The 23,125-nt window shown below is 36.7% G+C and carries 14 protein-coding genes, 2 tRNA genes and 3 rRNA genes; 11 read left to right on the forward strand and 8 right to left on the reverse strand.

The genetic code is table 11. The features are described 5' to 3' along the window. Positions 1-16: 16 nt before the first annotated feature. Genes LNP22_RS16970 through LNP22_RS16980 form a run of 3 tightly spaced genes read right to left on the reverse strand, consistent with a single transcriptional unit; the run spans position 17 to position 3,317 of the window. Positions 17-382: a VOC family protein gene (locus LNP22_RS16970; protein WP_229974515.1), complete on the reverse strand. Its 366-nt coding sequence runs from the start codon at positions 380-382 to the stop codon at positions 17-19. Positions 383-415: 33 nt separating this feature from the next. Then, positions 416-1,159: a DUF2625 domain-containing protein gene (locus LNP22_RS16975; protein ID WP_229974516.1), complete on the reverse strand. Its 744-nt coding sequence runs from the start codon at positions 1,157-1,159 to the stop codon at positions 416-418. A 10-nt stretch (positions 1,160-1,169) separates the two neighbouring features. Beyond that, a complete protein-coding gene (locus LNP22_RS16980) occupies positions 1,170-3,317 on the reverse strand; it encodes a cation:proton antiporter (RefSeq protein ID WP_229974517.1) in 2,148 nt (715 codons plus the stop codon). Between the two features lie 318 nt (positions 3,318-3,635). Here LNP22_RS16980 and LNP22_RS16985 point away from each other — a divergent pair, with 318 nt between their 5' ends. The 10 genes from LNP22_RS16985 to LNP22_RS17030 all read left to right on the forward strand — a co-directional run bounded on the left by LNP22_RS16985 (position 3,636) and on the right by LNP22_RS17030 (position 16,012). Beyond that, positions 3,636-5,063 (forward strand): L-serine ammonia-lyase, encoded by a 1,428-nt coding sequence (locus LNP22_RS16985; RefSeq protein ID WP_229974518.1) that lies wholly within the window; start codon positions 3,636-3,638, stop codon positions 5,061-5,063. 89 nt (positions 5,064-5,152) lie between these two features. Continuing rightward, on the forward strand, positions 5,153-5,971 hold the full coding sequence (gene panB / locus LNP22_RS16990) for a 3-methyl-2-oxobutanoate hydroxymethyltransferase (protein WP_229974519.1): 819 nt from the start codon (positions 5,153-5,155) through the stop codon (positions 5,969-5,971). A gap of 124 nt (positions 5,972-6,095) precedes the next feature. Beyond that, complete coding sequence (locus LNP22_RS16995) at positions 6,096-6,785, forward strand: RluA family pseudouridine synthase (RefSeq protein WP_229974520.1); 690 nt, start codon at positions 6,096-6,098, stop codon at positions 6,783-6,785. 78 nt (positions 6,786-6,863) lie between these two features. Beyond that, on the forward strand, positions 6,864-8,192 hold the full coding sequence (locus LNP22_RS17000; protein ID WP_229974521.1) for an aldehyde dehydrogenase: 1,329 nt from the start codon (positions 6,864-6,866) through the stop codon (positions 8,190-8,192). A 119-nt stretch (positions 8,193-8,311) separates the two neighbouring features. Beyond that, positions 8,312-9,103 (forward strand): hypothetical protein, encoded by a 792-nt coding sequence (locus LNP22_RS17005; RefSeq protein WP_229974522.1) that lies wholly within the window; start codon positions 8,312-8,314, stop codon positions 9,101-9,103. Between the two features lie 68 nt (positions 9,104-9,171). Continuing rightward, positions 9,172-12,879 (forward strand): response regulator, encoded by a 3,708-nt coding sequence (locus LNP22_RS17010; protein WP_229974523.1) that lies wholly within the window; start codon positions 9,172-9,174, stop codon positions 12,877-12,879. 68 nt (positions 12,880-12,947) lie between these two features. After that, positions 12,948-13,802 carry a KPN_02809 family neutral zinc metallopeptidase gene (gene ypfJ, locus LNP22_RS17015; protein WP_229974524.1) on the forward strand — a complete coding sequence of 285 codons (855 nt, stop codon included), beginning with the start codon at positions 12,948-12,950 and terminating at the stop codon, positions 13,800-13,802. A gap of 500 nt (positions 13,803-14,302) precedes the next feature. Beyond that, a complete protein-coding gene (locus tag LNP22_RS17020) occupies positions 14,303-14,617 on the forward strand; it encodes a transposase (protein WP_229974525.1) in 315 nt (104 codons plus the stop codon). A gap of 65 nt (positions 14,618-14,682) precedes the next feature. Further along, positions 14,683-15,048 (forward strand): ISAon1 family transposase N-terminal region protein, encoded by a 366-nt coding sequence (locus LNP22_RS17025; RefSeq protein ID WP_229974526.1) that lies wholly within the window; start codon positions 14,683-14,685, stop codon positions 15,046-15,048. Between the two features lie 10 nt (positions 15,049-15,058). Beyond that, the gene (locus tag LNP22_RS17030) at positions 15,059-16,012 is read left to right on the forward strand and encodes an ISAon1 family transposase (protein ID WP_229976399.1); all 954 of its coding nucleotides are present in this window, start codon (positions 15,059-15,061) and stop codon (positions 16,010-16,012) included. Between the two features lie 122 nt (positions 16,013-16,134). Here LNP22_RS17030 and rrf read toward each other — a convergent pair. The 5 genes from rrf to LNP22_RS17055 form a co-directional block, all read right to left on the reverse strand. Further along, a 5S ribosomal RNA gene (gene rrf / locus LNP22_RS17035) occupies positions 16,135-16,244 on the reverse strand. Positions 16,245-16,418: 174 nt separating this feature from the next. Further along, positions 16,419-19,301 (reverse strand): 23S ribosomal RNA (locus LNP22_RS17040). A gap of 198 nt (positions 19,302-19,499) precedes the next feature. After that, a tRNA-Ala gene (locus LNP22_RS17045) sits at positions 19,500-19,573 on the reverse strand. 107 nt (positions 19,574-19,680) lie between these two features. After that, positions 19,681-19,754, reverse strand: a tRNA-Ile gene (locus LNP22_RS17050). A gap of 122 nt (positions 19,755-19,876) precedes the next feature. Then, positions 19,877-21,390, reverse strand: a 16S ribosomal RNA gene (locus LNP22_RS17055). Together the 16S, 23S and 5S rRNA genes with 2 tRNA genes alongside form the textbook arrangement of a ribosomal RNA operon. Positions 21,391-22,554: 1,164 nt before the next feature. Here LNP22_RS17055 and LNP22_RS17060 point away from each other — a divergent pair. After that, positions 22,555-23,007 (forward strand): hypothetical protein, encoded by a 453-nt coding sequence (locus tag LNP22_RS17060; RefSeq protein WP_229974527.1) that lies wholly within the window; start codon positions 22,555-22,557, stop codon positions 23,005-23,007. The last annotated feature ends 118 nt before the right edge of the window (positions 23,008-23,125 follow it).

Here is a 23,125-nt window from a genome sequence, read left to right on the forward strand (position 1 = left end):
TTAAAATAAAAAATCCTTATTTGTTAAACGTCCCAAAGTGCCACAAAATTCCCGCTGGATCATGTAAAAAAAATTCGCTTCCCCAGTCTAATTCTTTGACGGGAAGCAATTTTGATCTTGGATACTTCTCTGTAATATTTAAAGCCGCAATTTCTTTGTAAAATTGATGCACATCATTTACTTCGATAAAAATCATAGAATTATCGATCCAATCTTTGACATAGGCGTCTTGCAGATAAAATGCTATTTTATTTGTTTTAAATACAGAAAGATTAGCTGCTAAAATGGTTTCTTCAAATCCAAGATCGCAATAGAAACTTCTTGAAACCTGAAAGTCTTTAGCACCAATAAAAGGCCGGATTGATTTGATATTATGTTTCATTTATAATTTTGAAATGATGGGTCAAACTTATTTTTAATTATCAAAACCTAACTGTTTTCTTAAATCTAAATTCAAGCTGTATTGTTCGCTTATCGGAATCACTTTTCTTGAATTTTTATCGATATCGTTTCCTTCTTTACTCCAAAGAAACGGATAAAAATTAAATACTTCATCGCCTTTCAATTTTGAAACTTCTTCTCTCCATCCTTTCCATCGATTCCCTTCATAAAACTTGTCTAAATCATTATTAAAACAAAATTGCAGAAATTCTGAATACGTAATATCAAGTGGCTCATATTCCAGATTATCTGGCGAAAAATAATAAATCTTGCCAGTATCAGTGCCTAATGCTCCCCCATTCAAAATATAAAAACCTCCGATTGCATCATCTGCAATTAATAAAAAAGAAGGTAAATCACCAAACTCTTTAAATGATTTGCCTTTATTCCAGTCAGGAAGTGTTCTGTTACATTTTGCATTTCCGGAACCTAAGATTCTAATCCAGCCGTCATCAATCAAAAGTCCGCCGGTCATAAAAACAATTGCTCCCATGGGTGAATGCGTTGTAACTTGTGTTTGATATAAAGCTTCTTTTGCTTTAGACAAATCTGCTGGTAAAATCTCTACTTTATTTTTGGCTTTCTTGATCCAATCTTCTACAACAGTCCATCCGGGATCTGTTTTGTTTATAAGTTCGTCAGCTTTTTTCATTTTATTTTGTGCCGAGGCAATTAGGTTGATGAACAATAAAACTGCGATAAAAAAATTTCTTTTCATGGTAATTATGCTAACCTTTCTTTAAAATATTTCCTAAACCTCTACCAATTTGTTCAATAGCTTCGATACCTTTTGTAAGTGGCGTTGCAGTAAAATCTTCGTAAGCATCCATGGCGCTTTCCTGACGATCATCATGTGGATACACCAAAATAAGGTTGTTAGTACTGAATGACTTTTCGAATTTTTGTGGCAATTTATCAAAAATAGATTGGTAAGAGATCGAGCCTTTACGGGATAAATTAAAAACAATCAGATCGGTTGGTTTAATTTCATCCGAAATCGCTTCAAAATCATCCCAATACAATATACTTTTAAAACCTAATTTAGGGTTTAGCTTTAAATGATTCGCAATTTGCTGAATGGCCTGATGTGTTTTATATTCTGCATAAATTAAAATCGGAATACTCAATTCTTGCGACAGTCGGCATATTTTCTGCAATAAAAGCTGAAAACCAATTCCTCTTTCTGAAAATGGCGGACAAATAAAAACCAGTCTTTTTTCTTCTATAAATGATTTTTCAAAACGACAGATGAATAAACTTTTATCTACATTATTGATGATTGAATCGACATTCTCACCAAAAATCTTATCTAAGAAACCTGTTTTTCTTGGCCAGCCAATAATCACGATATCAGACATAATTTCTTTTGATGTACGTGCGATTCCGCTTGCGGGATTATGGTCAATTCTGGCAATTGTATTTATTTTTACTTCGGAAGCAGATCCCTGAATGATAAATTTATCAACTGCTTTTCGGTATTTCAAAATATTAATTTCTGCCTGATCATTATTCGGAACAATTGTCAATAATGTAACAGGATTGTTTGATTTTTTATCTTTAATTAAAAGAGCAAAATCCAAAAGACCTGCTGTGGCTGAGGTTTTAGCCAGCGGAATCAAGATGTGTTCCTCTAAAATCTGATCTTTCTCGGTGTGCTGAGGAGAGACTTCTTCTTCGCAAATAGCGATTTTCTTGGCCGCCTTTTCAGTAGCAAATGAAGCGACAATACACGTAATCAGGATCAGGATAATGGTTCCGTTTAAAATATTTTCATCCAGAATTTTGGCTTTAAAACCAACCAATATCACAGCCAAAGTTGCTGCGGCATGTGCGCTGCTTAAACCGAAAATCAATTGTCTCTCGGTCTTGGTATATTTAAAAACAATTTGGGTAAAAAATGCTGCAATCCATTTTCCGAAGATAGCGACAACACTTAATGTTCCGGCTACAATCAAGGCGGTTGGCCCACTCAGGATCACACTTACATCGACCAACATTCCGACAGAAATTAAGAAAAACGGAATAAATAATGAATTCCCTATAAACTCAATTCGATTCATCAAAGCAGAAGAATGCGGAATCAATGGGTTTAAAGCCAAACCAGCGACAAATGCACCAATGATAGGCTCTACTCCTGCTACTTCGGCCAAAAAGGCGGCAAAGAAAACAACCGAAAGCACAAAAATATAATGAGCATGTTTCTCACTTTCTAACTTCTTAAAAAACCACTTGGCAATTCTTGGAATAACTAAGAACATGATGGCCGAAAAAATAAGCAAAGAAACAGTCAGTTTTATCCAAAAAGCCTGATTTAGATTGCCTTGACTACTGCCCATAATAATCGCCAAAATGATCAGAACGGCTGTATCTGTAAGGATCGTACCTCCTACTGTAATGGCCACAGCCTGATTTTTTGCAATACCTAGCTTACTCACAATTGGATAGGCGACCAAAGTGTGCGTGGCAAACATACTAGCGGTTAAAAAACTAGCGTTAAAATCGTATTGTAAGATATAGAAACACACCGGAAAACCAATAGAAAGCGGAAAAATAAAGGTAAAAAATCCAAATAATAAACTCTTGTTTTTATTGGCTTTAAACTCATTCATATCGAGTTCCAGACCCGCAATAAACATGATGTAAAGAAGGCCAATCGTCGAAAACAAATCGACTGCCGAGCTTTTTGCCAAAATATTTAACCCATGAGGACCAATAATAACTCCTGAAATAATTAAACCGATGATACCCGGAATATTTATTTTTTTTAACAATATGGGAGACAACAAAATAATGAAAAGGATCAACGAAAAAATCAATACCGGATTACTCAGTGGTAGTTCAAATTCGCTTAAAAAATGCCTGAAAAATTCTATCATAATATAACTTTATATGCTATTTTGTTAGTTTAATTTTCAAAAAATAATCATTCAATAAAAATTAAAATACCTGAAATTGCAGTTCCCTGAGATCTATTTAAAACTAAAAAAAACGATCATTTGAGCCACTACTTATCTACAAAAATACCTAAAAAAAACTCGAACACTCTATGAAACTTCTATATTAAACAATAAAATTTGTTTCGTTGACAAATTATTAAAATTTAATATTTTTTTTAACAAATACTCAAGATTAGTAGTTCGACTATTAAATTCATTGCATTATTCAATTATCTTTGTTTAAATAAAATTTGAACAATGGAAGAATGTATCTCTGTTTTTGATATGCTTAAAATTGGTGTAGGCCCATCCAGCTCGCACACTCTAGGACCTTGGCGCGCCGCAGAACGCTTCTTGGAGGAGTTAAAAAACGAATCTATTTTGGAACAAATCACACGTATAAAAGTAGATTTGTATGGCTCACTTTCCTTAACAGGCAAGGGACATGCTACAGATTTATCGGTTATGCTTGGATTGAGCGGTCAGGATCCCGAATACATTCCTGTTGAGAATATTGCAAGTATAATTAAAATCATTGAAACCAAAAATGAAATTATTTTAGGCAATCAAATTACGATTCCGTTTTACTTTCTTCAGGACATTGTTTTTAATAAAGAGTTTCTTCCTTTTCATGCCAATGGTCTCAAATTTACAGCTTTTAAAGCGGATGGTTCTGAGTACGAATCTACTTTTTATTCGATCGGTGGCGGATTTGTTGTAAAAGAAGAACGCATTAATGCCAAAAAGAAAGAAGAGATAAAATGTGCCTTTCCTTTCCCGATTCAAAACGCTGAAGAGCTTTTAAATTATACCATTTCTGAAAAAAAATTAGTCTCTGAAATCGTTTATGAAAACGAAAAATCAATGCGATCAGAGGAAAAAATCAACTCAGAATTGATGCGAATCTGGAACACAATGCTCGAGTGTATGTACATTGGCTGCCACTCTGAAGGCATTCTTCCGGGAGGTTTAAACGTGCGAAGAAGAGCTTTTGATATGCATCAAAATTTAATTGGTTTGTCTAATTACAGTAGTCCACAAACGTGGCTGGAAGAAATTAGAAAAACGGAAGTGAAATTTCGTCAGATTCTAAAATGGGTAAGTTGTTTTGCACTTGCCGTGAATGAAGTAAATGCGTCTTTAGGCCGTGTAGTTACGGCTCCAACCAATGGAAGCGCAGGCGTTATTCCGTCAGTTTTGATGTATTATTTGGTAATTGAAAATCATGCTGCGGGAGAAAAAGAAATCAAACAATTTTTGATGGTTGCCGGCGAAATTGGGAGTATTTTTAAAAAAGGAGCTACAATCTCTGCTGCAATGGGAGGCTGTCAGGCTGAAATTGGAGTCTCATCTGCAATGGCAGCAGCGGCATTGTGTGAGTTAATGGGCGGATCACCGGCTCAGGTACTTATGGCGGCCGAAATTGCCATGGAACATCACCTTGGTTTAACATGCGATCCGATAGGCGGATTGGTGCAGATTCCTTGTATCGAAAGAAATACAATGGGTGCCATAAAAGCAATTAATGCTGCCGAACTTGCACTGGAAACCGACTCTAAAAACGCAAAAGTACCCTTGGATAAAGTAATTAATACCATGTGGCAGACTGCTAAAGACATGAATTCTAAATACAAAGAAACATCTGAAGGCGGATTGGCAATTGCCGTTAATATGGCCGATTGTTAGAAATATATTCCTTAATTTTGCGGAAAAATTTCGTTTAAAAAGTACTATTTGACTTTTAAAACTATTCAAAAACTAAAAACTCACTGATAATGTCTGTTGCAAAAAAAGATTATAAAAGAATCACCACAAAATCATTAATCGAAATGAAAAGCAACGGAGAGAAAATCTCTATGCTTACTGCTTACGATTTTACCATGGCAAAAATCGTGGATACCGCTGGAGTTGATGTGATTTTGGTTGGCGATTCAGCCTCAAATGTCATGGCTGGGCACGAAACGACTTTGCCAATTACCTTAGACCAAATGATTTACCACGCTTCGTCTGTAGTTCGCGCTACCGAAAGAGCTTTGGTTGTAGTTGACTTGCCTTTTGGAAGTTACCAATCAGACCCGAAAGAAGCTTTACGCTCGGCTATCAGGATTATGAAAGAAAGCGGTGGTCATGCAGTAAAACTCGAAGGAGGAAAAGAAATTAAAGATTCTATCAAAAAAATATTAAACGCAGGAATTCCAGTTATGGGGCATTTGGGTTTAACACCCCAATCTATTTATAAATTTGGCACTTACACCGTACGAGCCAAAGAAGATGAAGAAGCCGAAAAACTAATGGAAGATGCTCAAATGCTCGAAAAAATTGGTTGTTTTGGTATAGTTTTAGAAAAAATACCTGCTCATCTTGCCGAAAAAGTAGCCAAAAGTATTTCGATTCCCGTAATCGGAATTGGAGCGGGTGGCGGAGTTGACGGACAAGTGCTCGTTATACACGATATGTTGGGAATGAACAATGAGTTTAGCCCACGATTTTTGCGTCGTTATCTGGATTTGTACCAAGAAATGACTGACGCAATTGGCAAATACGTAGCAGATGTAAAATCTAGCGACTTTCCGAACGAAAAAGAACAATATTAGTTTTTTTTTAAGATTCAAAGATGTAAAGCAGCAAAGGTTTTAAAAATGAGACTCCTTCTATCTATTGTAAGGGGTTCTATTACTATGTTTCAATCAGAAATTTAAAATTCCCGAGAAATCTAAAATGAAAATTATATCAGATAAAAACAATCTTCAAATTCTACACGAAGACAATCATATTATTGTGGTCAATAAACGTGTGGGCGACATCGTGCAGGGCGATAAAACAGGAGACAAGCCATTATCTGAAGTAGTCAAAGAATACATCAAAGACAAATACAATAAACCTGGTGAAGTTTTTTTGGGAGTGATTCATCGTTTGGACAGACCCACAACAGGAATTGTAGTTTTTGCCAGAACCAGCAAGGCCTTATCTCGCATGAACGAAATGTTCAGTAACAGGGAAACTCAAAAAACCTATTGGGCAGTTGTCAAGAATAAACCTGAACAAACAACTGCCAAATTGGTTCATTATCTGAAAAGAAACGAAAAAAACAATACTTCAAAAGCACATCTTAAAGAAGTTCCGGATAGTAAAATAGCGAGTTTAGATTATACTGTTTTTAAAGAATTACAGAATTACGTTGCTCTCGAAATCAATTTGCATACAGGTCGTCATCACCAGATTCGTGTGCAATTAGCTGCCATTGGTTCACCTATAAAAGGTGATTTAAAATATGGTTTTGACCGAAGTAATCCTGATGGTGGCATACATCTTCATGCCAGAAAATTGTTTTTTATTCATCCCGTCTCCAAAGAAGAAATCACCATTATTGCTCCTACTCCTGAAGAAACGATCTGGAACGCTTTATGATTTTTATGATTAATTTGTTAAAAATTAAAATTTTATCAAGTAACTTGCATAGTCAGAAATTAACCTGATTATAAAAAGATGGATTATAAAAACGACATTGCATACCGCAAAGAAACGCTTAAAAAATTATTGCACACTATTCAAAAAAGCGAGGATTTGATTGTCAAAGCTTTGTACGATGATTTTAAAAAGCCAGAATTTGAAGCTGTTTTAACCGAGACCAATTATGTTATTTCAGAGCTCAAAGACACCATCAAAAACATACACAAATGGGCAAAACCAAAATGTGTTTTTCCTTCTATCCTCAATTTCCCCTCAACAGATTATATTTACAAAGAACCTTATGGAAATGTTCTTATAATTGCACCTTGGAATTATCCGTTTCAATTGGCTTTATGCCCTTTAATTTCGGCTGTTGCAGCAGGAAATAAAGTCGTTTTAAAACCATCAGAACTTACCCCAAATACGGCCGCCATTATTGCCAAAATTATCGAAGAAACATTTCATGTTAACCATGTAGAAGTTATTCAGGGAGGTGTAGAAGTCTCTAATACTTTGCTTGCAAAACGCTGGGATTATATTTTTTTTACAGGAAGTGTAGCAGTTGGAAAAATTGTCGCCAAAGCTGCTGCCGAGCACTTAACTCCTGTTACTTTAGAATTAGGAGGGAAAAATCCATGCATAATTGACGAAACAGCCAACCTAAAATTGGCTGCCAAACGTATTGTGTGGGGAAAATTTATTAATGCAGGTCAAACTTGTATCGCTCCTGATTATATTTTGATTCATAAGGACATGAAGATTCCTTTCATCACTTATCTTATGGAAGAAATAACTTTAGCGTATGGAAAAAAAATGGAGAAATCCCCAGATTTTGCACGCATCATCAACACCAAAAATTGGCTCAGACTGACCAATATGATCCAAAACGAAAAGATTATTTTTGGAGGAGAGACAGACGCTGAACATCATTACATAGCACCAACACTAATCGACGAGCCAAGTTTGGAGAGTTCTGTAATGCTAGAAGAAATTTTTGGCCCTATTTTACCTATTCTTAGTTATGAAACAGAAATAGATATAGCAAAAGTGGTCAATCGTTACGAAAAACCATTAGGATTTTATGTTTTTAGCGACAATAACTTCTTTGCCAAAAAATTAATCACGACTTATTCATTTGGAGGAGGTTGCATTAATGATACTGTTATTCATTTTTCGAATAAAAGATTACCATTTGGTGGGGTTGGCCATAGCGGAATTGGAGCTTATCATGGCAAATTGAGTTTTGACGTATTTTCTCATCATAAAGGTGTGGTTAAAAAAGGAAATTGGATTGATTTGCCTATGCGATACGCTCCCTACAAAGACAAATTAAGTAGTATAAAACGAATATTAAACTGGCTATAGTAAGCAAAAATTGATTTAGTAGTATTTCACTGTTTTTGATGTAAAATTGATTTAAAATATTATATTTACTATTTAGTATTCAAATTAATTTAAGAAAATATAAAACAACTTTACTCAAAATGAAATCTACCCTCGACCAAATTGAAGACATCAAAACGAATGGCTATTCTCTGGATTTTTCGAATGTTTTTAACCACGCATTCGAAAACTATAAAAAAATAGCATTGTATGCCGGATTGATGTTATTAGTTTTTTCTATCCTGTTTGGAATTGCCGCTTTTGCAATTATAGTTGCTATTTATGGTGCCGAAAGCATGTCTAAAGATTTTATTCAAAATTTACAAAGTGAAAAATTAACGTATGTACAATCTATAATTTCGACTTTGTGTTATGCTCTATTTGGAGCCCTGGTAGGACCTTTTAGCGCAGGTTTTCTAAAAATGGCTGACTCTGCAGACAAAGATGAAGAATTTAATGCCTCTACTATTTTTTATTTTTATAAATCGCCATATTTTGCACAACTCTTTGCAGTTTCTTTTATTATCGCCGTTATTGGCAACGCTATCAATGCCGTATTACAAAGTTTTGACATCATATATTTTGGTCTTGTAGTATCATTATTGATATCGTATTTTACTTGTTTTGTTATTCCTTTAATAGCTTTTGGAAAATTAAAAGCAATTGATGCTATAAAATCAAGTTTTATAATGGTAAGCAAACAGCCTCTCACAATTCTTTTTTTATTGGTAGTAGCCGGCATATTATCTCTTATAGGCGGTTTTGCTTGTTGCGTCGGAATCATCTTTACAGTACCATTTAGTTATTCTATGTCTTACGCTATGTATTACGAAATTATTGGTGTAGAAGAAAAAGAAGATTCTATCGATTCTATTGGTCATTCAGATTTATAATAAAAAACTCAATCGAGTTTGACACACTCTTTTTTGAAACATAAAATACCAGAACCTAAATAATTGTTATGGTAGCTTACTATAGTCTGTTTTCGTCTATTATTAAAGGGCAGTTATTTATTAAACTAGCCATAGAATCTATTGTGACCAATTGGTTTATGTTTAACTCAGAAATTATATTTTATCACAACCCTAAACTTATCATTTTAGGATTGTTATTATTTGGTTTTTTAGGAGTCTTGGTATATCAATTCTTTAAAATAAAGGCCAAAATAGGTTATTTTATAGAAAAAAGAAGAGAAATTGAGACCGCTAATAGAGAATACCAGCTTTATCTTTTATTTTTTGGGATTGCTATTATCGTTATAGAAATCATTAACGAAATTTTTAAAATCCGGCCAACGAGTTTATTGGTTTTAAATGTAGGGATCGGCTTTCTGGTACTCCTATTTTATTTGGTTATCGTAAGAGTTAAATTTTTACGCAGTAGAATTCAGTACATTTTTATCACATTATTTTTAATTTATGTGGCTTACGTGGGTCGAAATATCATTTTTTTGACCCATGATATTGTACCAATTATTGCTTTTTTAATATCCTTTTTCTTCTCTTATACCATTTTAAAACCCATCCAGATTTATTGGGCTTTTGTTGCTACTGTATTTATCTACCTAATTATCACGATAATTTTTCATCTAATACCAATAAAATCATCTATTCTATTAATCAATTATTGCATCATGGTTTTTATCATCAACCATGTAAAACATGCAATACTAACCAGCAACAGAGATAATTTTAGATTTACAAATGAAATCGTTCACAAAGGAAATTCGCTAACAATTGCTACCAATAAAACCGGAGAAGTATTATTTTGCAGCGAAACCATAACATCTATTTTAGGTTATTTGCCGGACGAAGTAATGGGACTCGAATTCTGGAAACTCACCGAAGACATTGAATTCATTAAAGAAAAACAAGGTCTCAACTACATTACTAACAAGCTATATATTAGAAGATTAAAGTCTAAAAATGGAGAATACAAATACATTCAATGGAAAGACAAAAAGTTTTCTGATGATTTGATAATTGGAATTGGGCAGGATGTTACAGAGCAAATCAATGTTCAAAATCAATATGAAAATTTAATCCAGACTGCCACAGATATTATCTTCGAAATCAATGCAGAAGGCTATTTTACTTTTATAAATGAATTTGCTTTTTCTATCTTAGGTTATTCAGAAAAAGAAATCATTTTACAGCATTATTCTAATTTTATTCATACCCATTACATTAAGAATGCAGTTGATTTCTATGAAAATTTAGAATTAAACGAAAATAAATTTCCAACAATCGAAATTCCGGTTATCAAAAAAAATGGGGAGGAGTTGTGGATTTCTCAAAAAGTTATCATTCGAAAAAATGATTTGGGTGAAATTATTGGTTACGCCGGAATTGCCCGAGATATTACAGAGCTGAAAAATATCGAAAACGAGAAAAAAAGACGTCTGGAAAAAATTGAATCTTATAATAGTTCGACTAAAAAACTATCTACGACCGATTTTAGTAATTACGACAGTCTCTCGACTGTAATTGATTATATTATAAAAGAAGGAGCTTCGGTATCCAAATCAAACAGAGTGAGTTTCTGGAAGTTTTCGGCCGATACAATTACTTGTAAAAACCTTTTTAGCATAGACAATCAAAGTCTCAGTGACAAAAACGTTTTAGACAAAGAATCTTATCCAATTTATTTTGAAACACTCAAAAGTAAAGCTATCATAAATGCTCCCGACGTTTTTAACAAACTGGAAACCTCTGAATTTGAAAGACTTTATTTTAAAAAAAATAAAATACAATCGATGCTGGATGTTCCTATTTTTTTTAGCGGTCAATTAGCTGGTGTTGTTTGTTTTGAAAGTACCGAGGAAAAAAGAGAATGGGATAACGAAGATATTAATTATGCCCGAACTATTTCTGATGTTATTTCGCTGGCTATTTCTTCTCAAATGCGTTTGAAAGCAGAGAAAAAATTAGAATTAAAAAGCGAATTACTCTCTGCATTAGCACTTTGTACAGAGAAATTTTTATTAAGCAAAAGCACTGAAAAAATGTTTGCTGAAACTTATGAAATCATAGGAAAAGCGTCTAATGTGGATCATATTTTTTATTACGAAAAAGATTTTGAGACTAATACTATCAGCCAAAAATACAAATGGTCAAAAAAAGGAGTGGTACATCAGATAACAGAATTGCAGAAATTTAGCGAAGAAAACTTAAAAGAGATTGTTTTTCATTCACAAAATAAAAAAGTCTTAAACTCTCTGACAAATGATCTGCAAGATGGTTTTTTTAAGAATTTATTGATCGCCAATCAGATAAAATCAATTCTTATTTTACCGTTGTATTCTAATAGTGTATTTTCAGGATTCATTGGTTTTGATGATTGTACCAGAGAAAAAAAATGGTCTGATGATGAAATCTATATTTTTCAAACATTGGCCAACAATATTTCATCTGCATTAGATCGAAATAAAAATATTGCCAAAATTAAAGAAAGTGAAGATGCCATAAAAGCAAAAGAACTCGCTGAAGCTGCAAACAAATCAAAGTCGGATTTCCTGGCCAATATGTCACATGAGATTCGAACTCCTCTTAATGGTATAATAGGTTTTACACATCTATTGATGAAAACCAATCTGGAGGAAATTCAGGAAAAGTACATGACCACGATCAATCAGTCGGCACATTCTTTGCTCGAAATCATCAATGATATTCTTGACTTTTCTAAAATCGAAGCTGGAAAATTAGATTTGTTTATTGATTTGTACGATGTTCAAAAAGTGTTAGGTCAAATATTTGATTTGATCATTTACGAATCCAATCAAAAAAACCTGCAGCTGGAACTTCAAATTGACCCCGATGTTCCGCAATACATCTGGACAGATATTGTGCGATTAAAACAAATTTTGATAAACCTTTTATCCAATGCGATTAAATTTACAAACGAAGGTTATATAAAATTAAATGTTTCGGTTTTGCAGAAAATAACAGAAGAGAATTACATCCTACGTTTTTCTGTAACCGATACGGGTATTGGAATTTTAGAAAAAAATCAGAAAAAAATATTCAAAGCATTTTCGCAGGAAGATAGTTCTACAACGAGAAAATTTGGCGGAACAGGCTTAGGGCTCACCATTTCAAATCAATTATTGGCGTTGATGGAAAGTGGTATGCAGCTCACAAGTAAAATAAACGAAGGAAGTACTTTTTATTTTGATTTGAATTTAAAAACCAGCAATCAAATCCTCAACGACAACAACACTCTCGCTTTACTTAATCCTAGTCCGGAATATGCTTTAAGTTATAATTCTAAACGAAATAAGTTAACCGTTTTGATTGTAGAAGACAATAAAGTAAACATGCTTTTACTAAAAACTATTGTAAAAAACCTAAATTTTAATACCCATATTTTCGAATGCGAAAACGGATACGAGGCCGTAAATCAGATTGAAAACATTAAACCGGACATCATTTTTATGGACATCCAGATGCCAATTATGAATGGTTATGAAGCGACAAAAGCAATCCGAAAAATTAATATTGGAAAAAAAATTCCAGTAATTGCGGTAACCGCAGGAGCAGAAAAAGACGAGCGCAATAAATGTCTAAATGCCGGAATGAATGATTATATCTCGAAACCAATTATCAGAGGAAAAGTAGAAGATGCCTTAGCCAAATGGATAAAATATATCGAAGTAAATTCTGCCGGATAGAGCAAAGTATAAAAAAAATATATAAATTCGTATAAGATAAATTTTAACCCACATAAAAACAACACACTATGAAATGGCTAGGTAGAAGACAAAGCGACAATGTCGAAGACAGAAGAGGAATGTCATCAGGAGGAAAAACCATCGTAGGAGGCGGAATTATTGGGATCATCATATTATTGGTGAATGTTTTTGGTGGTGAAAATGCTCAGATGATAACCCCTATTTTGGAGCAATTGCAAGGCTCTCAATCCTCGCAAACCGAAGCTGCAACTCCATTGAGCAAAGAAGATCAGGAATTAGGAGACTACGTAAAAGTCGTTCTTGCCGATAACGAAGACATCTGGAGTAAAATATTTACCGAGCAAGGCATGACATACAAAAAGCCAATATTAGTACTTTTTAGAGGCTCTGTACAAACGGCTTGTGGAGGTGCTTCATCTGCGTCGGGACCTTTTTATTGCCCAGGTGATCAAAAAGTATATATGGATTTAGACTTCTTTGAAGAGCTTAAAACAAAATTTGGAGCTAAGGGTGGCGACTTCGCAATTGCCTACGTTATATCGCATGAAATTGGGCACCACATCCAAACCTTAATGGGCACCTCGACAAAGATGCGTCAGGCGCAAGAAGGAAAAAGTGATGCAGAAGCCAATAAACTTTCGGTTGCCTTAGAGCTTCAAGCAGACTTCTATGCGGGAGTTTGGGCACATTATAACAAAGAAAATTTGGACACAGGTGACATCGAAGAAGCCTTAAGTGCAGCTAACGCCGTTGGTGACGATGCAATTCAGAGTAAAATGCAAGGACAGATTGTACCTGATTCATTTACTCATGGCACATCAGAGCAGAGAATGTATTGGTTTAAAAAAGGATTTACCTCTGGAGATATGAGTCAGGGAACAACTTTTGAAGAAATTAGATAATACAGGATCAATCCATTATAACAAACATAAAGTCAAACATTATTTTGAAGATCAAAACAATTTACCAAGTTTCCATACTTCATTAGAATATTTTCAGACGATACAAACCTTTTTTTTTCAAAAAAAAAATCAGAAGAAACTTTATTTAGAAAGATGTAATTTACTTTTTAATTCGTGAGAATCGCTTGTATCAAAATAGTAATTTATTTTTTGATAATACGCTAAGAGGAATAAGAAAAGTTTATCGTTATTATTCTAGCCTTTCGTATTTACTATTTATGGCGTTTCCCTTTGGGTCAGGCTGTCCCCTATATCTTTTGCGAGGGATATTTTGGGTATGATAGAGTATGAATCGATCGCAAAAGGATGCCGCTTCCATCCTTAACGCATTTTTAGGAATCAAAGCATATTTTTGTGGGGAAATATTAAAATCTAGATATTTGTATTTTAAAATTATACCTTAATGCAAGATTCTTTTATCGACATCCTTAAGTTGTTAATTGTATCCTAATATTCAAAAAGGATACAATCTAACTCAAGAGCTCCGTAACATCTTTGAGAATACAGAAGACAAAATCATTGGTTTTGCAAAATTGGCCAAATGGCATGAAAAAGTAAATCAATCTGGATTTAAGTCTTTCGGTACAATCTCTCGTACTATTATGAATCATTATCAAACGATATTGAACTATTTTGACAACAGAAGTACTAATGCTTCTGCAGAATCATTCAATGCTAAAATAAAAACATTCAGATCAAAATTCATAGGTGTTAGAAATGTAGAATACTTCCTTTTTAGACTCACTACTATTTAGGATCAACACATATTGTTGTGGGGAAATATTAAAATCTAGATATTTGTATTTTAAAATCTTTTCTAATGCAAGATTCTTTTATCGACATCCTTAAGTTATTATTGCCTGAGATAATAGTAGACTACTTTGAACTTACTTCTTATAAAAAGGAGGAGGAAACACTACATCTGTATTTAAAAGAGATTAATTCAATACCTAAAGAGTATAGAGAATCAAAATTGAGCTCAAAAGGATTCTTTGAAGAGATAACAGTTCAGGATTTTCCTATTCGAGGACATCAGGTGTATCTTCATATTACTCGCAGAAGATGGCTTAATGAAGATACTGGAAAAGTGGTTTTTAGAGATTGGAATTTAGTAGCAGACGGAACTCGTGTCACCCAGGAGTTTGCGTCTTTTTTAAAAGAAATCAATAGATTCCAGTCCAAATGATTGTAATACCATTGGGTCTTTCTACGGAGTTTCTGGTAGAAACCTGCAAACTCAATATAAAGATTTTCTAAGTGATTTCAAAGTTTGGGATCAACTACCCCATGCTAAAAAATGGCTTCTTTTCCCCAAGAACATTGGAAAACGTTTATCTATAGACGAAACTTCTCTTTCTAATGGCGAGCTTTATACGATAGTCACCAATAAATCAGGTAAAGGCAGAAAAGGTACTATAGTGGCCATGGTTGCTGGTACAAAAGCAGAGAATGTAATTTCAATTATTGAAAAAATCCCTCTTCAACAACGAAATCTAGTCAAGGAAATCACCCTGGATATGGCCGGAAACATGGGATTGATAGCTAAAAAGTGTTTTGCTAATGCTACTCGCGTTACAGACCGATTCCACGTTCAAAAGCTGGCTACAGAGGCCTTGCAGGAAATCAGGATTAAATATCGCTGGGAAGTCATCGATCAAGAGAATGATACTATTGAAAAAGCCAAAAAATTAAAAGTAAATTTCGAATCTAAAACACTCTCAAATGGAGATACCCTTAAACAATTACTAGCCAGAAGTCGCTATTTCTTGTACAAAACCAAAACGAAATGGACTCAAAATCAAACAGAACGGGCTGCATTATTATTTGAATTGTATCCTGATATTCAAAAAGGATACAATCTAACTCAAGAGCTTCGTGGTATCTTCGAGAATACAAAAGACAAAATCATTGGTTTTGCAAAATTGGGCAAATGGCATGAAAAAGTAAATCAATCCGGGTTTAAGTCTTTCGGTACAATCTCTCGTACCATTATGAATCATTATCAAACGATATTGAACTATTTTGACAACAGAAGTACTAATGCTTCTGCAGAATCATTCAATGCTAAAATAAAAACATTCAGATCAAAATTCATAGGTGTTAGAAATGTAGAATACTTCCTTTTTAGACTCACTACTATTTATGCATAATTTTTATCACTCCACAGGTTTTCGTCTTGATCCGTTTTCGTCTTGATCCATTATTTATTAAATTTGGAGATTTTTTTATAAACAAAAAACCCCTGTTTCGATTGAAACAGGGGTTTTAAAAAGAAAGGCGACGACATACTCTCCCACATAACTGCAGTACCATCTGCGCAGGCGGGCTTAACTACTCTGTTCGGGATGGGAAGAGGTGAGCCCCGCCGCAATAACCACCTTAAGGTTGTTAGTCTAAAGTCTAAGGTCATAAAGTCTAAAGTATTTCACTTTAAGAATTTTGACTTTCGTCTTTAAGACTGCTCTGCGTCGAGCAAATATCTTAACATACTGAGATAAAGAAAAAAGTATTGATTTAGAAAGTTTCTCCCCGAGCCTTGCGGCTCGGGAAAAGGGTGTACATAAGCTTACGGATTATTAGTACTACTCGACTATGACATTACTGCCTTTACATCTATAGCCTATCAACGTGGTCATCTCCCACGATCCTTAAAAGAAATCTCATCTTGTGGTGGGTTTCGCGCTTATATGCTTTCAGCGCTTATCCCTTCCAAACGTAGCTACTCTGCGATGCTCCTGGCGGAACAACAGATACACTAGAGGTTTGTCCAATTCGGTCCTCTCGTACTAGAATCAGATCCACTCAAATTTCTTGCGCCCACAGTAGATAGAGACCGAACTGTCTCACGACGTTCTGAACCCAGCTCGCGTGCCACTTTAATGGGCGAACAGCCCAACCCTTGGGACCTTCTCCAGCCCCAGGATGTGACGAGCCGACATCGAGGTGCCAAACCCCCCCGTCGATATGAGCTCTTGGGGGAGATCAGCCTGTTATCCCCGGCGTACCTTTTATCCTTTGAGCGATGGCCCTTCCATGCGGAACCACCGGATCACTATGCTCTACTTTCGTACCTGATCGACCTGTATGTCTCTCAGTCAAGCTCCCTTATGCCATTGCACTCTACGCACGGTTACCAAGCGTACTGAGGGAACCTTTAGAAGCCTCCGTTACTCTTTTGGAGGCGACCACCCCAGTCAAACTACCCACCAAGCAATGTCCCCCGCAATCGCGGGGTTAGGCCTCAGATAAACAAAGGGTTGTATTTCAACAATGACTCCACAACGCCTAGCGACGCCACTTCACAGTCTCCAACCTATCCTACACATCATTTATCCAAGGTCAATACTAAGCTATAGTAAAGGTGCACAGGGTCTTTTCGTCCCACTGCGGGTAAACGGCATCTTCACCGTTACTACAATTTCACCGAGCTCATGGCTGAGACAGTGTCCAGATCGTTACACCATTCGTGCAGGTCGGAACTTACCCGACAAGGAATTTCGCTACCTTAGGACCGTTATAGTTACGGCCGCCGTTTACTGGGGCTTCAATTCAATGCTTCTCCGAAGATAACATCTCCTCTTAACCTTCCAGCACCGGGCAGGTGTCAGGCCCTATACTTCATCTTACGATTTTGCAGAGCCCTGTGTTTTTGATAAACAGTCGCCTGGACCTCTTCACTGCGGCCAGCTTGCGCTGGCGACCTTTCTCCCGAAGTTACAGGTCTATTTTGCCTAATTCCTTAGCCATGAATCTCTCGAGCACCTTAGGATTCTCTCCTCAACTACCTGTGTCGGTTTACGGTACTGGTACTAATTACCTGAAGTTTAGAGGTTTTTCTTGGAAGCCCTTAGGCGCACTATCTCTTTGTCCGAAGACGCCGAGTACTATCGTATTTCCCCAAAATCTGTGGATTTGCCTGCAGATCTTATAGGTAGGTACTTCAACGAACTATTCCGTCAGTTCGCGGCGCTTTCATCACTCCGTCACCCCATCACAGTAATTAGTAGTACGGGAATATTAACCCGTTAGCCATCGACTGTCCCTTTCGGGTTCGCCTTAGGACCAGACTAACCCACAGCTGATTAGCATAGCTGTGGAAACCTTAGTTTTTCGGTGTGCGGGTTTCTCGCCCGCATTATCGTTACTTATGCCTACATTTTCTTTTCTAACCAGTCCAGCATACCTTACGATACACCTTCAACCCTGTTAGAATGCTCCCCTACCACTTAGAGTAAACTCTAAATCCATAGCTTCGGTAATATACTTATGCCCGATTATTATCCATGCTCGTCCGCTCGACTAGTGAGCTGTTACGCACTCTTTAAATGAATGGCTGCTTCCAAGCCAACATCCTAGCTGTCTGGGCAGACAAACCTCGTTCTTTCAACTTAGTATATATTTGGGGACCTTAGCTGATGGTCTGGGTTCTTTCCCTCTCGGACTTGGACCTTAGCACCCAAGCCCTCACTGCTGAGAAACATTATATAGCATTCGGAGTTTGTCAGGAATTGGTAGGCGGTGAAGCCCCCGCATCCAATCAGTAGCTCTACCTCTATATAATTTTACGCTCAGCGCTGCACCTAAATGCATTTCGGGGAGTACGAGCTATTTCCGAGTTTGATTGGCCTTTCACCCCTACCCACAGGTCATCCGAAGACTTTTCAACGTCAACCGGTTCGGACCTCCACTGTGTGTTACCACAGCTTCATCCTGCCCATGGGTAGATCACACGGTTTCGCGTCTAACACTACTGACTAAAGCGCCCTATTCAGACTCGCTTTCGCTACGGATCCGTGGCTTAACCACTTAACCTTGCCAGCAACGTTAACTCGTAGGCTCATTATGCAAAAGGCACGCCGTCACCCCACGAAAGGGCTCCGACCGCTTGTAAGCGTATGGTTTCAGGATCTATTTCACTCCGTTATTCACGGTTCTTTTCACCTTTCCCTCACGGTACTGGTTCACTATCGGTCTCTCAGGAGTATTTAGCCTTAGCGGATGGTCCCGCCAAATTCAGACAGGGTTTCACGTGCCCCGCCCTACTCAGGATACCACTATCTATTATACTCGTTACCCATACGGGACTATCACCCTCTATGGTGTCACTTTCCAGTAACTTCCGGTTCCTTGTACATAAAATCTCGTGGTCCTACAACCCCAACAATGCCGTAACATCATTGGTTTGGGCTAATCCGCGTTCGCTCGCCACTACTTACGGAATCACTTTTGTTTTCTTCTCCTCCGCCTACTTAGATGTTTCAGTTCAGCGGGTTTGCCCACCTATCGGTGTACTATGTCTTCAACATAGTGGGTTGCCCCATTCGGGTATCTACGGATCAAGTCGTGTGTGCCGATCCCCGTAGCTTTTCGCAGCTTATCACGCCCTTCATCGCCTCTGAGAGCCAAGGCATCCCCCATACGCCCTTATTTTGCTTATTGTACCAATCATAAAATCAATTATGACCGTTTTTTTTTGTCTTTTATTATTTGTATTGCTACTTATAATAAAAAACGCTTTCTACTTTTTATTATTTTCTTATCTCAATATGTCAATGAACTTTAATAAGTATGTAAGATTCTTGTATTAAGTATTAAGACTAATCTTGATACTTTGTACTACTATCTTTGTACTTCTTGTGGAGAATAACGGAGTCGAACCGTTGACCTCCTGCGTGCAAGGCAGGCGCTCTAGCCAGCTGAGCTAATCCCCCATTTTGCAATCTTAGATTGTAGAATTCAGATTTTAGATTTCTAATTCTTCTCTAATTTCTTTTGGTGAATTCCAACTTCTAGAATTTCCTTTTTTTAAGTTAAATAGTAGTCCCGGGCAGACTCGAACTGCCGACCCCTACATTATCAGTGTAGTACTCTAACCAGCTGAGCTACGAGACTCTGTTTTACTTAAAATTTATTATTTGAACTAACAGCAAGAGTAATCGAATTTTAAAATTCATATCCAAAAGATCCACATCTTTTTTCCTAAGCGTGCACTAGTGCTAACACTCAGGCTCTAGAAAGGAGGTGTTCCAGCCGCACCTTCCGGTACGGCTACCTTGTTACGACTTAGCCCTAGTTACCAGTTTTACCCTAGGCAGCTCCTTGCGGTCACCGACTTCAGGCACCCCCAGCTTCCATGGCTTGACGGGCGGTGTGTACAAGGCCCGGGAACGTATTCACCGGATCATGGCTGATATCCGATTACTAGCGATTCCAGCTTCACGGAGTCGAGTTGCAGACTCCGATCCGAACTGTGACCGGTTTTATAGATTCGCTCCTGGTCGCCCAGTGGCTGCTCTCTGTACCGGCCATTGTAGCACGTGTGTAGCCCAAGGCGTAAGGGCCGTGATGATTTGACGTCATCCCCACCTTCCTCACAGTTTGCACTGGCAGTCTTGTTAGAGTTCCCGACATGACTCGCTGGCAACTAACAACAGGGGTTGCGCTCGTTATAGGACTTAACCTGACACCTCACGGCACGAGCTGACGACAACCATGCAGCACCTTGTAATTTGTCTTGCGAAAGTTCTGTTTCCAAAACGGTCAAACTACATTTAAGCCTTGGTAAGGTTCCTCGCGTATCATCGAATTAAACCACATGCTCCACCGCTTGTGCGGGCCCCCGTCAATTCCTTTGAGTTTCATTCTTGCGAACGTACTCCCCAGGTGGGATACTTATCACTTTCGCTTAGCCACTGAAATTGCTTCCAACAGCTAGTATCCATCGTTTACGGCGTGGACTACCAGGGTATCTAATCCTGTTCGCTACCCACGCTTTCGTCCATCAGCGTCAATCCATTAGTAGTAACCTGCCTTCGCAATTGGTATTCCATGTAATCTCTAAGCATTTCACCGCTACACTACATATTCTAGTTACTTCCTAATAATTCAAGTTTAGCAGTATCAATGGCCGTTCCACCGTTGAGCGATGGGCTTTCACCACTGACTTACTAAACCGCCTACGGACCCTTTAAACCCAATGATTCCGGATAACGCTTGGATCCTCCGTATTACCGCGGCTGCTGGCACGGAGTTAGCCGATCCTTATTCTTACGATACCGTCAAGCTACTTCACGAAGTAGTGTTTCTTCTCGTATAAAAGCAGTTTACAATCCATAGGACCGTCATCCTGCACGCGGCATGGCTGGATCAGGCTTGCGCCCATTGTCCAATATTCCTCACTGCTGCCTCCCGTAGGAGTCTGGTCCGTGTCTCAGTACCAGTGTGGGGGATCTCCCTCTCAGGACCCCTACCCATCGTAGCCTTGGTAAGCCGTTACCTTACCAACTAGCTAATGGGACGCATGCTCATCTTTTACCGTTGTGACTTTAATTACATCTCGATGCCGAGTCGTAATACTATGAGGTATTAATCCAAATTTCTCTGGGCTATCCCTCTGTAAAAGGTAGATTGCATACGCGTTACGCACCCGTGCGCCGGTCTCTAGTTCCGAAGAACTATACCCCTCGACTTGCATGTGTTAAGCCTGCCGCTAGCGTTCATCCTGAGCCAGGATCAAACTCTTCATCGTATATTGTGTGCTTAATTACTTAAGCTATTTATAATGATGCTTTCTCTAGTGGTTATTCTCGAATCTCTCGATTCCATTACTCTTATTCTTTTGCTCTAACATCTCTGTTAAAACGGCTGTCAATTCAATATGTCTACGAACGTGTATTTATTTATTCTTTTACGCTTATCGTTGTTTCTCAAAGCGGGTGCAAAAGTAGAAAATTATTTTTAACTGGCAAATGTTTTTGAAGTTTTTTTTAAGAAAATTTATTTCCTTTTTCACTTCTCAACCTTACCAATCTATCAATGAACTTTCCGTGTTTTGCGGGGTGCAAATGTAACATCTGTTTTCAAATCTCACAAGCTTTTTACAATCTTTTTTGAAAATAAATTTTCTTTTGATTATCTCAACTTGTCAGTATTTCAGTGAACGTCTATCGCTGTTGCGGGTGCAAAAGTAGTCCCTTTATTTACATTTACAAGACTTTTTGTTACATATTTTAAACCTTTTGTAAAACTTTTTCTTAACTTTCTGATAACAGCAAACTTAGCTTTTATGCCTTTTTAGCATTTGTGAGAATTATCTTTTTACTTTTCAAGACTTCACAATACACCGCAACCCCAAACAACCATTTTTATTGACTTGACAACCATATAACCCCTTTTATCACAACTTCGCAAACACACCTAAAAAATACTTTTTTTCTCCTTAAGAACACATTTAAACATTTTAAAACGTTTTAATCGTCAATGCAAAGGCGATATCTTTTCGTTTGTATACCATATATAGTATAAGACTTTAATAATAGCATCATGCTTTCTCCTTATATCGTATTAACTACATCTCTTCCTATGAAAACAACAACCCCTAGCCCTGATAGAAGTGGAAATCCTTTTGTGCCGGGGTTCGGTACAAAAGATTGAAACGAATAGCAGGAAATAGCTCCTGAAAAAAAATACATTATATATAGGTACAAATGAAAAACCCGACAGATAGAAAAAACTGTCGGGTATACATGATACGTGGATAGTTATACTTTTAGAAAAATTATAAAATCTTCCTACCTATTACAGTCTATATATTAAATCAAATTATTTAGATTTGCTTTTGGAAACAAAATACAAGCAATATCTAAAAAGACCCGTTTTTAGAATCTGCGAGAACTCTTAAACAAAACCTACTATGATGAAAACTTTACCTTTATTATTTATTGCACTTTGCCTTGGTGCTACGCAGTCTTATGCACAGATCAAGATTACTCCGATTACGTATAAAAATCATGAGCACTTTATCACTACTACTATTGGCTATCCTGTTGACGGGCTTTTTACGATTGATGGAAAGAAGGAACCTATCATACAGTTGAATCCTGATGGAACCGGTATTTATCAGTCTGAAGATCTGAGTAAAAAAAATATTAATTGGGGGATTGAATGCTCTGAAGAAGGGATTCCGATTTTTAAAGAAGGATTTAATAGCGCTTCGTACTCCTTTTGGTACAAGCCTTCGGATGAGGAAAACTGGATTACAACGCAGTTCTCTATACATTTTAATAAGAGAAAAATGTTTATCATGGGCGAACGCGTTAAAGAGTATGTTGATTATAATGATTTGCCAAAACCGAAATCAAAATAATCGAAAGGATTTATTCGAAAAATTACTACAAAAAAGAAAACGTTTTCGTTAGATTTTAATTGTAGGCAAAAAATTCCGCATTTAATTTCACAAAATTAAATATTATACTTAATTTTTA

It is taken from the genome of Flavobacterium flavipigmentatum, assembly GCF_020911905.1.
Taxonomy (GTDB): domain Bacteria; phylum Bacteroidota; class Bacteroidia; order Flavobacteriales; family Flavobacteriaceae; genus Flavobacterium; species Flavobacterium flavipigmentatum.